Origin of the sequence: Caballeronia sp. TF1N1 (assembly GCF_022878925.1) — a bacterium.
Taxonomy (GTDB): domain Bacteria; phylum Pseudomonadota; class Gammaproteobacteria; order Burkholderiales; family Burkholderiaceae; genus Caballeronia.
In genome coordinates this window covers 1127282-1141128 of the sequence record NZ_CP084626.1, presented here as the reverse complement: position 1 = coordinate 1141128, position 13847 = coordinate 1127282, and the positions used below count along the sequence as shown (strand labels likewise).

General features: G+C 58.8%; 16 protein-coding genes and 1 tRNA gene. 7 read left to right on the top strand and 10 right to left on the bottom strand.

Translation table 11 applies throughout. The features are described 5' to 3' along the window. Window positions 1-281: 281 nt before the first annotated feature. On the bottom strand, window positions 282-749 hold the full coding sequence (locus tag LDZ28_RS05220; RefSeq protein ID WP_244827643.1) for a hypothetical protein: 468 nt from the start codon (window positions 747-749) through the stop codon (window positions 282-284). A gap of 336 nt (window positions 750-1085) precedes the next feature. Between LDZ28_RS05220 and LDZ28_RS05215 the strand changes: the two genes are divergently transcribed. The 3 genes from LDZ28_RS05215 (at window position 1086) to LDZ28_RS05205 (ending at window position 2472) form a co-directional block, all read left to right on the top strand. Further along, a complete protein-coding gene (locus LDZ28_RS05215; protein WP_244827642.1) occupies window positions 1086-1373 on the top strand; it encodes a hypothetical protein in 288 nt (95 codons plus the stop codon). Window positions 1374-1622: 249 nt separating this feature from the next. Then, window positions 1623-1991, top strand: a complete 369-nt coding sequence (locus LDZ28_RS05210; protein ID WP_244827641.1) for a hypothetical protein — start codon at window positions 1623-1625, stop codon at window positions 1989-1991. Between the two features lie 103 nt (window positions 1992-2094). Next, the gene (locus tag LDZ28_RS05205) at window positions 2095-2472 is read left to right on the top strand and encodes a hypothetical protein (RefSeq protein ID WP_244827640.1); all 378 of its coding nucleotides are present in this window, start codon (window positions 2095-2097) and stop codon (window positions 2470-2472) included. A 300-nt stretch (window positions 2473-2772) separates the two neighbouring features. Here LDZ28_RS05205 and LDZ28_RS05200 read toward each other — a convergent pair whose 3' ends face one another. Together LDZ28_RS05200 and LDZ28_RS05195 are read right to left on the bottom strand one after the other, a co-directional pair. Further along, window positions 2773-3168, bottom strand: coding sequence for a DUF3597 domain-containing protein (locus tag LDZ28_RS05200; RefSeq protein WP_244827639.1), 396 nt, complete (start codon window positions 3166-3168; stop codon window positions 2773-2775). Window positions 3169-3980: 812 nt separating this feature from the next. Beyond that, window positions 3981-4532, bottom strand: a complete 552-nt coding sequence (locus tag LDZ28_RS05195) for a YdcF family protein (RefSeq protein ID WP_244827638.1) — start codon at window positions 4530-4532, stop codon at window positions 3981-3983. Between LDZ28_RS05195 and LDZ28_RS05190 the strand changes: the two genes are divergently transcribed. Then, window positions 4533-4856 (top strand): hypothetical protein, encoded by a 324-nt coding sequence (locus tag LDZ28_RS05190; protein ID WP_244827637.1) that lies wholly within the window; start codon window positions 4533-4535, stop codon window positions 4854-4856. It abuts the gene before it with no gap. Here the strand turns inward: LDZ28_RS05190 and LDZ28_RS05185 are convergent. The 3 genes from LDZ28_RS05185 to LDZ28_RS05175 all read right to left on the bottom strand — a co-directional run bounded on the left by LDZ28_RS05185 (window position 4848) and on the right by LDZ28_RS05175 (window position 6223). After that, entirely contained in the window at window positions 4848-5090 is a 243-nt protein-coding gene (locus tag LDZ28_RS05185; protein WP_244827636.1) for a hypothetical protein, read from the bottom strand. The genes LDZ28_RS05190 and LDZ28_RS05185 overlap by 9 nt on opposite strands. 13 nt (window positions 5091-5103) lie before the next feature. Beyond that, window positions 5104-5499, bottom strand: a complete 396-nt coding sequence (locus LDZ28_RS05180; RefSeq protein ID WP_244827635.1) for a hypothetical protein — start codon at window positions 5497-5499, stop codon at window positions 5104-5106. A 205-nt stretch (window positions 5500-5704) separates the two neighbouring features. Then, window positions 5705-6223 carry a PAAR domain-containing protein gene (locus tag LDZ28_RS05175; RefSeq protein ID WP_244827634.1) on the bottom strand — a complete coding sequence of 173 codons (519 nt, stop codon included), beginning with the start codon at window positions 6221-6223 and terminating at the stop codon, window positions 5705-5707. 481 nt (window positions 6224-6704) lie between these two features. Between LDZ28_RS05175 and LDZ28_RS05170 the strand changes: the two genes are divergently transcribed. Then, window positions 6705-7073 (top strand): hypothetical protein, encoded by a 369-nt coding sequence (locus LDZ28_RS05170; RefSeq protein ID WP_244827633.1) that lies wholly within the window; start codon window positions 6705-6707, stop codon window positions 7071-7073. Between the two features lie 44 nt (window positions 7074-7117). Here LDZ28_RS05170 and LDZ28_RS05165 read toward each other — a convergent pair. The 4 genes from LDZ28_RS05165 to acs form a co-directional block, all read right to left on the bottom strand. Then, window positions 7118-7207, bottom strand: a tRNA-Ser gene (locus LDZ28_RS05165). Between the two features lie 43 nt (window positions 7208-7250). Beyond that, window positions 7251-9275, bottom strand: coding sequence for a sodium:solute symporter family protein (locus tag LDZ28_RS05160; protein WP_244827632.1), 2025 nt, complete (start codon window positions 9273-9275; stop codon window positions 7251-7253). Next, window positions 9272-9631, bottom strand: a complete 360-nt coding sequence (locus LDZ28_RS05155; protein WP_370652101.1) for a DUF4212 domain-containing protein — start codon at window positions 9629-9631, stop codon at window positions 9272-9274. The genes LDZ28_RS05160 and LDZ28_RS05155 overlap by 4 nt, the downstream gene beginning before the upstream one ends. A 260-nt stretch (window positions 9632-9891) precedes the next feature. Next, window positions 9892-11874 (bottom strand): acetate--CoA ligase, encoded by a 1983-nt coding sequence (gene acs / locus LDZ28_RS05150; protein ID WP_244827630.1) that lies wholly within the window; start codon window positions 11872-11874, stop codon window positions 9892-9894. A gap of 303 nt (window positions 11875-12177) precedes the next feature. On the opposite strand from acs, the gene LDZ28_RS05145 reads away from it, so the two are divergent. Further along, window positions 12178-13077, top strand: a complete 900-nt coding sequence (locus LDZ28_RS05145; RefSeq protein ID WP_244827629.1) for a DMT family transporter — start codon at window positions 12178-12180, stop codon at window positions 13075-13077. Window positions 13078-13281: 204 nt separating this feature from the next. Next, window positions 13282-13818, top strand: coding sequence for a TIGR00645 family protein (locus LDZ28_RS05140; protein ID WP_370652130.1), 537 nt, complete (start codon window positions 13282-13284; stop codon window positions 13816-13818). Window positions 13819-13847 lie beyond the last annotated feature (29 nt).

The following is a 13847-nucleotide window of genomic DNA, read 5'->3' as shown; positions in this document are numbered from 1 at the left end:
TCGCCAGATGTCACGCGATCCGTATTCGAAGTTCGCGACTTGAAATTGCTTCGCGATGAATTGCGAGCTTGAAGATTGAAACGCCACTAATATGCATCGCTCAGTGACGCTTTAATCTTCAATACGATTGAACTGCGGAAAACTTAGTATAGCCGAGGCGTCGGTAGATTCAATCGACGCCTTGAAAAGGCCGAGGCTTCTCATGTATCTAGTAGGAGTGACTCGCGACGTTTCCGTGAATGCAATTCCGTGAAACGCCGTGACTCTTCCGGCAACGCTAATCACATATGGCGGTAGATTGCCTGAGTTCCACTCATGCGCAACTTAGCTAATTGCGCGGACCGTGCCTTGGACATCAAAGCAACCATGCGCATGATTCGAATGCCCTGTACGCCGCATGTAATGCCGGGCGTCTTGGCGACGCTGGCCTCAAGCGTGGACATGTGGCGATACAAATGTTCGATAGGCGCAACGCCATGTACCCGCGAAGGCGGCGCAGCGTGCGTGGACGCGGACAGACGACTGACGTTTTCGACGACGACCGGCGTATTCACCGGCGGTTCGGGAAGCGACTCGGGCGCCGGTATATCGGCACGGATGGTGCCTTCATTTCGGCCGACGAAAAACTGATAAACCGCTTCCAGACCATCGGCAGGCGTTTGCTCGACACGTCGCGCAGTCGCGGCGCACACATGCAAGCGCCAATTTTCACGCTCACTTATTTTCGAGATGAGATCGGCAATGCGCAAGCGCAATTCGCTATCGCGGCGCGCAATCATGGCTTGAAGCATTCGCGCTTCTTCGCTCGATGGATCGGGCATGCGTGCGCTCCATGCCATTAATTCGTTCAGGGAAATCGACATGGAAAACTCCGTAACATTCTGTTGATTGAAACGGATTTCGATCCGTTCCAGATCTTCTGGACCACGAATTGTAACGAACCAACAGCGGCTTTTGCCCGTCCATAAATCCTAGTCTTTGCGAATGATTTAAGACAAGAAAGCCGCCGTTTCGACGCGGCACGCGCGATGCTTACGAAGTCGGCACACGGCGCACCTCTCGCGCCGGACTTCAAGGAGACAAACATGAAATCCACCGCATTGGTTGCCGGCGCTCTCATCGCCTTAGTCAGCACCGCCACGCTGGCGCAGGAGATGTCGCGCGATCAGTTGAATCAGCGTCCTTCCCAAATGCAGCAGGTGCAACCTGGCGTCTCGCCGGGCAAGAACATGAACGACTCGGCTCAGGGCGGCGTGCCGTCGGGCACAGCGGGGAGCGGCACGCTCATGCAACAGCGCGAGAAGGGCATGGCGCCCGATGCGACGCAGGCGCCCGCAAAGGGCGCGAATTCTACTGGGACGATGAAGCAGTAGTCGTGCGCAAAGCAGCGCCGCGCGCCGCGTATTCGTGCGGCGCGCTGACACGCGCGTTTCCGGACAAAGCGTCCATAACTGTTGGCGGCTTGGGCGCGACACTCGCGAACGGTCTGACGTGGTCGCCATCGGACCTACGAAACGTTAATTATCGTCTCCATCACAACGATTAAGAATTGTCCGAAGGTTTTTTGCAGCGTGAGTCGCTTAAATGCATACCTCCTACAGACCATAAAGAGGCTCACAATAATGAAGGACCTGCAAGTTTCCGTCGACTCCAACGGCCGCGTCACCACTTCCCACTCCATGGCTATCGGCGAGCATTGCGCCAATCGTGCGCGCCTGCTGTCATCGCTCGTCAACATCGTCGCAGCGCCGGGCGGCTTCGAACACTTTTGCTCGTACCCGGAAACCATGCGTCGCGACATCCTGAGCCTGCTCCACTCCGTCGCAGAAGAACAGATGCCGTTGATCGCCGCACTCGAAGATCACACGGCTCGCGCGTCCTTTGAAAAGGGCGTTCAGACGGCGCGTGAATTCATGGCGCAGGAACAGGCGGCAAACGCCGCATTGCATTTCGACGCAGAGCAGGCTGCGCAAGCAATGATCGCTCACTAAACGACTTGACCGCGAGCAAAAAGCACGCGGTATCGAGTCGAGCGACTCACAGCCCCGCACGCGCGGGGCTTCTCACTGCAACGATTTCGACCGTTACGCGCCCATGTCCACGTACCAGGCAGCGTCATGGTGCATCCGCCAATTGGAAAACAATCACGAAATCATGCGAACACTTAGCGCTCTTATTGTTTCATTCGGATTCCTGGCGTTGACCTGTGCATCGTCGGCCTTCGCGACCTACAGCGAAGAATGGGTTAGCAATACGGCGGGCGCGCGACAAAGCACGCCGCAACATGCGGCGAAGACGATGTCACCAAAACGAAAAGTGGCGGATACGTCACAACACGTCGATACCGCAAACCAGTCCGATCCTATCGCCGCGTTCGCGCGACCGGAGTCATCAGCCAGGAAACGCGAGGAAAAAGCGGCCGCGTCGCGCGATCCGATCGAGGCTTTCGCGACCGCGCCGCGGCAACGGTAAGCACGGAGCGTACGTTTCTTCGGCAATTTGGCGGTGAAACGTTTGCAGAAACACGATTAATCCGATATCGACACCGGAGCAGGATCGACTATTCTTCTGGATGTCGTAAGAGATGGATACACGGTTGGCCCCGCCCTGCCATGTGCGCGATTCAATCGAGCATTATTAGAGGCCTGGCCTTGCCGTCGTAGCCATCGTTCTTACGGCGCCTCCTTTTCCCCGTGCCTGTCCTAAAAGAAAGCCCGCTATCGGAAATGACTCCAATAGCGGGCTTGTTCTGCTGACTGTCTTTTGCTTGCGTTAAGCGAGCATATCCGACGGCAGCTTGCCGCCATTGGCAGCCAATGCCTGCATCAGTTGCTTGTGCAACCAGATGTTCATCGTCGCCGAGTCGTTGGTGTCGCCGCTGTACTTCAGCTCGGCGGCCAACTGCTTGCGATGGTCGAGGCTGCTGTCTACTTGCAGAAGTTTCATCAGATCGACGATCGATACGCGCCAGTTGAGCGTCTGGCCGCTTTCGCGCGCCAAGCTGTCCATGACGGCGGCCACGTCGATGTCGGACAGTGCGGCAGGAGCCGGCGCCGCGTCGGCTTGTGCGACATCAGCCGGGACCGGTTGCGCTTCGACTGCGGGCGCTTGCTCGGCGGGCTTTGCCTTGTGGAAAATCTTGTTGACGATGTCACCGAAGATGCTCATGTTTCAATTCCTTGAGTTGATAGGGAGTTGCAGCGCGTGAACCTTAGCGCGGAGTACCGTCGATGGTTAGTCTTTCCAGCATCGAGTGATGCGAATTTGACTAAATTTTTCAAGGACGTACGCTTAGGAGTGCGGCTTTTCCCCGCGGATGAGTATTCGGTTGGATCGCGCGTGAGAAATGGCGATCGCTTGCGTTGCGTGAAGTGCATCGCTTGGGGAAAATGAAGACAACCCTTTGATTTTCATAAAGGATTGCGGAATTCGTCGGAACATGCTGGCCTGCATACAGGCGGTCCCTCTCCGCCACAATTTCAAGCCCTTGATTGTTTGAGGGCTTTTTCTTTTGCAGCCGTTATGTTCGCCTTGCTCGATTCTCATCACGACAACGTCCGCGTTCCAGACGCTGGAGCGCGTCAAGCGGTTGAAGGAGCAGAAGCTCCATGTAATGCTTGTATTCCCTTCGCCACGCGGCAAGGTTCTAAGCGATATTGTTCTCACGTCCTTCCTGCGCCGCGTCAGTGCGAAGAGCGACACGCCTGGACGTATCGCCACGGCGCACGGATTCCGCAGCAGCTTCCGCGATCGGGCCAGCGACAACGGCCACGCCCGTGACCTCGCGGAACGCGCGCTGGCTCATACCGTTGCGAACAAGGTTCAAGCGGCTTATCACCGAACCGATTTGCTAGAGTTGCGCCGCCCAATGATGGAAGCGTGGGCAAGACACGTTTGCGCCACGCCGGCTGGTTGCGCCAACCGGTCCGACTGCTAGCAAACCTGCTTAACTGTGCCGCCAGACACCGGCTGGACTGATACTAGATCGGGCGGATGACATACCAAACTAGAGCTGGCACTTCGCGCAAGACGGAATAGGCGTCCCGCGCCTCCCAGAATCGCGGATATGCACCACTAACGTTGCTCACACCAAAACGCCTAAGCGTAAGCATCGTTCTTGGAAGATGAAAATACTGCGTCACTACCAACGCACTTGATAGTCCTCGATTTCGCATAAAAGCGCTAGCGTTACGCGCAGTAGCCCAAGTGTCGTTTCCCGCACGATCAATCACGATGTTGCGAGACGGAACGCCACGACGCACAAGGTAGCGATACATGACAAGCGCTTCGTCATTACCCGACGCTTCAATGCCACCACTCACAAAGACGAGTTTGCATTGTTGTTGCTGATAGCACTGGAAAGCTCGTTCAAGCCTTGCCGCCAACCGTGCTGACGGACTACCATCGGCATCTACCGTGTTTCCCAGCACGATGGCGACGTCCGCCGGGCGCTGCAGGGAAAACAAACCCACAGAAACTAGCCCCGCCGCCGAAAGCAGCCAAAGATGAACAATTATTTTTAAATAGCGCAAATGAAAATCCTCATCGGCATCTGTTTCGTTGTCGTTCTCGCATGGCTTTCCATTACTACGAGCCTACCGCGCGCCCCAGTCGCCCAGCCGTGTACGCAAGAGTGGTTTTCATATCTGGACAACCACTACTTCGACATTTCAGATAGCGACGGACACGGTCCGGACATGGGCAACAGCGAGTGGTTCGACGCATTTGAGGAAAAAGCCAAGCTGCCCGTGACGAATCGTCTTCCGAAACAGCAACGCTGCCAGCTAATTCAAGACCAGCTTGCGCGTCGAAGCTACATCATTAACGAACAGCTTGGCTGGGCAATCTCACTTTGAAGGTGCGCCAAGCCCGAATTTCGCCCGCATTGCCTCGACTACCTGCATCCCATACTTACCCGGACATGCCCGCCCCTCGTTACCGGGTGCTAGAAGCTGATATTCGCGATGCCCCCCTAACGCCGTGATGTTGAAAATATCGTTCAATGTTGCTATCAACGCTGACAGGGCATCAATCTGCACCTTCGTCGGTATCGCGTGGTCAAAGGCCACGGAATCTTTCGCTATGTCCATCGATCCTTTCAACTTATGCCAAAGCGATTTCCGGCTGTACTCCTGCTGCCGCTTCGCCGGCTTCGGCCAGATTTTCGAGCAGGACAATGCCAAGCTGGCCTGTGTTGTCCCCTTTCACATGGGAACCGGTAAAACGAATGTCACGGGCTTCAATCACCTCGCCGGGGCATGAAACGGCATAGTGATAACCAACGTCATCAAATGCTTGCTCGCCCATATCATAGGACTGAACCTTCTTCATTTGTTCGATCGCCCCGTGCTCACCTACTGCGCACGAATAACTACGCCCTGCGTGGTGAATCACGATATCTCGGTAATCCCAGCGTGACGGCGTCAGCGTGTTCTTGGGCGGCTTTGCACTCCAAGACGATCTTTCTAGTAACGGGTAGCCCTTTTGCTTCAATTGCATGATAATCGCCTGCCGAGTTGCGGCTCGATTATTCACAGATATAGATATTGCGCTGGCTCTGCTATGTCCCGCCGCCGAACGAGTCGATGTCCAGTGTTCAATGTTGTAATCTGCGGTCATATCCCTACGTCCCTGTACCCGGTTTGAGTTCGCGTTTCGGTGACGAGAAAACGACGTGTAAATCGATAGTACTTTCCCCGTCTGTTTAAATCTTTGCGTACCCGCTCGCGTCCGTTTTGCCGGATTGTTTAGCTCCAGCGACTCGAGCGACGAAACTTTGGTTACGCAGCGCCTCGCCCGTAATGCTGTCCTGCACATAGAACCAGCTCGCATACTTGTCCTTACTGCCAATTTGTTCGACAGTCTCTGCGATTTCCGCTGGGATGCCCGAGTTCGCTGCAAGTTGCTGTTTGATGACTCCAAGGCTCTCGGCCATGTCGTCGTACCAAGCTTCGCCCGCAAGCATGGCGAAGATGCGCGGATGCTCGGAGCAACCGCATACAACCACGTCGTCATGGGCTGCAATCTCGCTGATGAAGAAATTCATACGACGCGGCCCGCCAACCTTAGCGATGTATCCGGTCGTTTTGCAGACGGGGCAGTATGCCGCCCCGCCAATGAGAGCGGCTTGATGCCCGTGAACGAGAAATTGCGGTCCTTCGTAAGAGCAAATTTCGCCATCGTTGTCGAGCTTGTCTCCGACAACCGCTATACGACGCATCATGACCGAGCCTCGCGATGTGTTTCGTTATGCTTGATTTTTGGCATGTAATTCATTTCTGTCTCGTATGCTCGCTCGGCTTGAGCGGCATCGTCAGCATACGAGCGGCGCGACGGCGCATAACAAGATTCAAACGGACACACGTCAAATTTAACTAATTTTTACGGCGTCGTAGAATCAACGCTGCGGATTTGTATCGTATTCTGCAAAAGTCTGGCGCGTGGTTGCGCTGGGACAGGCTTGGCAGCCTGTAGTGAGTTTGCAACCCGCGACGCTCGCACAATGCAGCGAAGCGATAGAACCCGAGCGCGACAGACCGCTCGCGCATGGTGCTTTGTCACGCCTATGGGCGGGACGTGGCAGGGAACCCGAAAGGGTTGCAGATAATGGTTGTACTCACCCGGTCTACTAACCTTGTCACTGTTCCCGCCCGCCCTTTCCTTCGAAGGGCGCGGCTCCGGGCTTCATACAGGAGCTAGACAGCATGAAAGAAAAGAGGAAGGCAACGGCCAGCAAGGCAACCCGCGATCCAATAGACTCGCCTTCGCCGAACAGACGCAACGCAGAGTATCCCGGATGGATGTCGATATTCGAACGCAGTGGCAAACCCGGCCATTGCGGACCGCACTACATGATGACGGCAGGCGTCGATTATCAGGCACGCGCAACGTTTGCCCTTACGGGGCTCGTCTCACTCCTGCGCTTGTTATCTGATGAAGAACAAGCCACCAAAGCCATATACAGAGTTCTGGACCATTGGGAACTGTCCGCACTCTTTAATACGCTCGCTGAGGCGCCAAGGCCGAGGAAAAGTGTGCCAGTGATGGGCCAAATGACGGGCCCAAAAAAATAAAGCCCCGTAACGCATTGAGTTAACGGGGCTTTTATGCATTCTTCTGGCGGAGAGAGGGGGATTCGAACCCCCGATAGGTTTTACCCTATACACGCTTTCCAGGCGTGCGACTTAAACCGCTCATCCATCTCTCCGGAAGACCGCGATTATACCAACTTCCCGCCGCCCCGCCACCCCCTACGGATGTCGAATGTAATCGACGAGCGCGCGCGTGTAAGCATCCGGCTTCCGGTCGAGAAGACTCACGACGATCGCCACCGCAAAACCGGCCGGCACACCGAAGACGCCAGAACTGATCGGCTCGATGCCAAGCCAGCGATGCCCAGCGAAGCCGGTCAGTTGCACGAAGAACGGATACGTCGACACGATGTAATACACGCACACGACAAGCCCGGCAATCATCCCGGCGACCACGCCGCGCTGCGTGGTGCGCTTCCAGAACACACCGAGCACCAGCGCTGGAAACAAACTTGACGCCGCCAGCGAAAACGCGGCTCCCACCAGAAAGAGAATATTTCCCGTATTGAGCGACGCCACCCACGATGCCAGCAACGCCACGCCCAGCAACAAGATCTTGGAAATGGTGACGCGCCGCTGACTCGTCGCGTTCTTATCGACCATGCAGTAATAGACATCGTGCGAAAGCGCATTCGCGATGGTCAGCAGCAAGCCATCCGCCGTCGAGAGCGCGGCCGCCAGCGCGCCCGCCGCGATCAATCCCGATATCACGTACGGCAAGCCCGCGATTTCCGGCGCGGCGAGCACGACCATGTCGGGCTGCATCTGGATTCCCGCCCAACGCACGATGCCATCGCCATTCACATCGCTGATATGGATGAGATACGGCTCCACGCGCCGCCATTGCGTGACCCACTGCGGCAGGTCCGCGAACCGGTGGCCGACAATGCCCGTCAGAATCTCGTGCTTGATGAGCACCGCGAGCACCGGCACGGTCAGATAGAACAGCGCCACGAAGAACAAGGTCCAGCCAACCGAGCGCCGCGCCGATGCCACCGATGTGGTCGTGTTATAGCGCGTGAGGATGTGCGGCAGACTGGCCGTGCCGATCGACAGGCACAGCAGCAGCGACAAGAAATTGAGTTGATGCGAGCGTGGCGTCTCATCGCTCGCGGAGTCCGGCGCGAAGGCTTTGACCATCGAAACCGGAGCCGCGACGCGCTCGGTCAGGGCATCGCGTTCGCGCGCCCACTTGACTTTCGCATCTGCGGGATCGCGGGGGAACGAAGCCAGTTCGCGCTCGCGCTCGTTGATTTCGCGCAGCGGTCCGTTGTGCCGGCGCAGGTCCGCGACTTCGTTGAGGAGACGGCCGTGTTCGTCGAAGAACGACTTCGGCAGCGCGTCGATACGCTGCTGCATTCGCGCCGCCTGACGCCGATAATCCATCCGCACGCGCGCTTCGTCGGGTGACGCCGCGACTTCACGCTCGAGCGCTTCGACTCGCTCCATCACGCGGCCATAGTTGAGTTGCGGCAGCCAGCCGAGGCCTTCGCGATGCGCGATCATCGACACGGGAATCAGCATCGCGCTGATCAGAATGATGTACTGCGCGACCTGCGTCCACGTCACCGCGCGCATGCCGCCCAGAAAGGAGCACACGAGAATGCCCGCGAGCCCGCAAAAGATGCCGATGGAAAACTCGATGCCGATAAAGCGCGACGCGATCAACCCGATGCCCTGAATCTGCGCGACGAGATAGACGAACGAGCAGAGTATCGCCGCGATGGCCGCGAGCGCGCGCACGAGGTTGCTGGAAAAGCGCGTGCCGAGGAAGTCGGGAATGGTGTAGCGCGCGAGTTTGCGCACGTACGGCGCGAGCAGGAACGCGACGAGGCAGTAGCCGCCGGTCCAGCCCATCACGTAGGCGAGGCCGTCATAGCCGCTTGCATAGATCGATCCCGCGAGTCCGATGAACGACGCCGCCGACAGCCAGTCCGCCGCGGTCGCCATGCCATTGAACGCCGACGGCACGCGCCGGCCCGCGACATAGTATTCGACGAGATCGGACGTGCGCGAAAGCAGTCCGATGACCGCATACACCGCGATCGGCACGAACAGAAACACGTAGCCTATCCACATGCCCGGCCCGGTCGTGCGCTCGATGCGCTCCATCAGAAAGATAAAGAGCAAAAACCCGAGCGTATAGAGCGCGTAGGCGAGGATCAGCCGGTTCGTGAGCTTCATCGCGCGGCCGCGTCCATTGCGTCTTGTCTCGCCGATAACGCGGCCGCGCGCGAAAGACGCGCATCGGCAATCTGCATCAGCACGATATAGACGAGGATCAACGCGACATAGACGAGTATGGCGCCTTGCGCCCCGAAGTAGAACGGCAGCGGAAAGCCCGCGACGCGCACGTGCGCGAGACGCTGCGCGAAAAGCGGCACGCCGAACGAGACGACGAAACCGATCGTGAGCAGCACGCCGATCAACGCGATATTAAAGCGCCAATACGCCCGATGCGCGCGCGCCATTGCCGCCGGCACGAGCGGCGGAGCGGGAAGCGTGGGTGGCGCGGAATCGGCGGGCGGCGGCATGACCATGCGGTTATTTACCAAAACCGCATGGTATCGGCAATCGGGGACTACAGCGGGATGGGATGGGCGGACGCGGATGGAGTTCGAATCCGACTGCGTTTGCCCTGGCTGGACAAGTCCCCTGCCGAGACGACCGAATGGAATGGCAAGGAGACGGAGAGGCTCACGTACCTGCCCTCGTCGATCGAGCTAAACCGCAATCACGGCATGCACTAAACGCGATGCGGCGCGCGCCTTGACGTGCGCGACACATCGCAAACCGTCCCTCAACGCGCCTCGCCGAGCTGATCCAGAATCGCCGGATTCTCGAGCGTCGAAACATCCTGCGTGATCTGCTCGCCCTTCGCGAGCGAACGCAGCAGACGCCGCATGATCTTGCCCGAACGCGTCTTCGGCAAATTCTCACCGAAGCGAATGTCCTTCGGCTTGGCGATCGGTCCGATCTCCTTGCCAACCCAATTGCGCAGCTCGTTGGCAATCTGCTTCGCTTCATCGCCCTCAGGACGATCGCGCTTGAGCACGACGAACGCCACGACGGCTTCACCGGTCGTGTCGTCCGGACGGCCGACGACTGCCGCCTCCGCGACCATCGGATTCGCAACCAGCGCCGATTCGATCTCCATCGTCCCGAGCCTATGACCGGAGACGTTCAGCACGTCGTCGATACGGCCCATGATCGTGAAATAACCGGTGTCCTTGTCGCGCACGGCGCCATCGCCCGCGAGATACAGCTTGCCGCCGAGTTCCTCGGGAAAGTAGCTCGACTTGTAGCGGTCCGGGTCGCCCCAGACGTTGCGCAGCATGGACGGCCACGGACGCTTGACCACCAGAATGCCGCCTTGTCCATTCGGCACGTCCTGGCCGGTTTCATCGACGATAGCGGCCATGATGCCCGGCAACGGCAACGTGCACGACCCCGGCACGAGCGGCGTCGCGCCCGGCAGCGGCGTGATCATGTGGCCGCCGGTTTCGGTCTGCCACCAGGTGTCGACGATAGGACACTGCCCGCCGCCCACGTTCTCGTGATACCACATCCACGCTTCGGGATTGATCGGCTCGCCGACGGTGCCGAGAATGCGCAGGCTCGACAAATCGAAACGCTTCGGATGGACCTTCGGATCCGCTTCCGAGACCTTGATGAGCGAGCGGATCGCAGTCGGCGCCGTATAGAAGATCGTGACCTTGTGGCGCGCGATCATCTCCCAGAAACGGCCCGCGTGCGGATACGTGGGCACGCCTTCGAACATGACTTGCGTCGCTCCAATGGCGAGCGGCCCGTACGCAATGTAACTATGTCCCGTGATCCAGCCGATGTCCGCCGTGCACCAGAAGACATCGCCCGGCTTCATGTCGAAGGTCCACTTCATGGTCTGCGCGGCCCACAGCAACACGCCCGCCGTGCTGTGCTGCACGCCCTTCGGCTTGCCCGTGGAACCCGACGTGTACAGAATGAAGAGCGGATGCTCCGCGCTCACCCATTCCGGCTCGCACGTCGCCGATTCATTCTCGACTACGTCGTGCAGCCAGGAGTCGCGTCCTTCGGTCCATTGCACCTTACCGCCCGTGCGGCGATACACGATGACGTTCTTCACCGCCTCGCAGCCGCCGGCCGCGAGCGCTTCATCGGCGATGCTCTTGAGCGGCAACGCCTTGCCGCCGCGCATTTGCTCGTCGGCGGTGATGAGCGCGACCGCGCCGACATCGACGAGACGTTCGTTGAGCGACTTCGACGAGAAGCCGCCGAACACGACCGAATGCGTCGCGCCGATCCGCACGCAAGCCTGCATGGCGACCACGCCTTCCACCGACATCGGCAGATAGATCACCACGCGATCGCCCTTCTTCACGCCGCGCTTTTTGAGTGCATTGGCCAGACGGCATACGCGGTCGAGCAAGTCCTGATACGTGACGTTGGTGACCGTGCCGTCGTCGGCTTCGAAGATGATGGCGTTGTCGCCGCCGCGGCCCGCTTCGACATGGCGATCGAGACAGTTATACGAAGCGTTCAGCTCGCCGTCTTCGAACCACTTGTAGAACGGCGCCTTGGATTCGTCGAGCACGCGGGTGAAGGGCTTGTGCCATGACAGCGTTTCGCGCGCGAGCCGCGCCCAGAAACCTTCGTAATCGCGTTCGGCTTCGGCGACGAGCGCCTTGTAAGCCTGCATGCCGGAGATGGCCGCGCCCGCCGATGCCTTCGCAGACGGCGGGAACACGCGTTTTTCCTGAAGAACCGATTCGATCGCAGACATCGACAACCTCTCTGATGGTGATTCCAAAAGCCGGCGGCGCGCTTCGTTGCTACCGCGTGCCGCATGTTATGAAGTTCGAAAGCCGGAAAGCGTGCTTCGTTCCCGGCCGAACCTTGTCTCCTTTCCAGGAACGGCTTCGCTCGTAAAGCGCTGCCATCCCGCATGTACTCCAAGATATGCCGTTCAACTTACCCGCTTCTTACGCGCGCCGGTCAAGAGGCACGGGGTATACGCGGAGTCGCGGCGGCTTCAATTACAATGCGTCCCCACAATCGTAACTGAACTCGCAGTGCGGATTCCAGCTTGAATCGCTACGCCCTTTTACTCATCGCAGCCATGCTGCTCGTCGGAAGCAACGTCGGTATCGGCAAGTCCATCGTCGCGTCCGTTCCCGTTCCGCTCTTCGCGCTTCTGCGCTTCGTGATCGCCCTCTTGGTCCTTTGGCCGCTCTTCCGGCTCGCCAAGATGAGGCAGGTCGCGCGCGGCGAATGGATCAACCTCTTTCTGCAGGCATTCTTCGGCACATTCGGCTTCACGCTTCTGATGTTGAATGGCGTCGCACGCACGAGCGCGGTCGCGGCGGGCGTCATCACGAGCACGATTCCGGCTGTCGTCGCGCTCTTCTCGTGGCTCTTTCTCAAGGAGAAGCCGAGCGGACGCGCGTTCGCATCGATCGCGCTTGCGATTGCGGGCGTGCTCGTCATCAACGTCGCGCAAAGTGGCGATGCCTACGCCGACGGCAGCGCGGGCTCGCTCACGGGCAATCTGATGGTGCTCGGCGCGGTGTGCTGCGAGTCGCTCTATGTGATCCTGTCGCGGCGTCTGACGCAAACGCTGCCGGCCATCGACATCTGCGCTTATACGCATGGCATAGGCTTCGTGCTGATGCTGCCGTTCGGCGCGGCTTCGTTTGTTGCTTTCGACTGGCGCGGCGTCGAACCGCTCACCTGGGCGCTCGTACTCTGGTATGGACTCTCGGCGAGCATCTTCTCGTTCTGGCTGTGGATGAAAGGCATCCGCCATGTCGACGGCAGTCTCGCCGGCGTGTTCTGCGCGGTGCTGCCGATTGCCGCCGCGATCTATGGCATCGCGTTTCTCGGGGAGCGGCCGAGTTTCGCGCATGGCATCGCACTCGCCTGCGTGGTCGCGGGCATCGGGCTCGCGAGCATGAAGACGCGCGCGGCGGTATCGGTTGCCGAGTAGTCGCGCCGACACGAACGCATTTTGAAAGCCGGGCGGATCGTCACATACAACTTGCTACAATGGCGGGCTTCCTGAGCGCGGGTCCACGACCCGCGCGCGTTTCCTGTTCGTTGTTTCTTCCCTTTCCTCGTCCGACAGCCGACCGACAAGCCGCCCATGCCCGCTTCCAAGCACACACCCGACTCGCGCGTCCAACCCGGCTCGATGAAGGCGCTGCCGAAAATCATCTTCATGAGCCGCTGGCTGCAGGTGCCGCTGTATCTGGGCTTGATCGTCGCGCAAGGCGTGTACGTCGTGCTGTTCCTGAGGGAAGTCTGGCATCTCGTCACGCACGCAATGACGCTCGATGAAACCAACATCATGCTGGTCGTGCTCGGCCTCATCGACGTGGTGATGATCTCGAACCTGCTGATCATGGTGATCGTCGGCGGCTACGAAACCTTCGTGTCGCGTCTGGGCGTGGAAGGTCATCCCGACGAGCCCGAATGGCTCGACCACGTCAACGCGGGCGTGCTGAAGGTCAAGCTCTCGATGGCGCTCATCAGCATCTCGTCGATCCATCTTCTCAAAACCTTCATCAACCCGGACCAGCATACGTTTCATACGGTGCTGTGGCAGGTGATCATCCATATGGCCTTCCTGTTCTCGGCGCTCATCATGGCGTACGTCGACAAGCTGACCACGCATACGCATCCCGCACATTTTCACAGCGAAGTCGCGCCCCGAAGCGCGCTCGACTGAGCCTCAGGCGTCATCAGAACGCACAAATA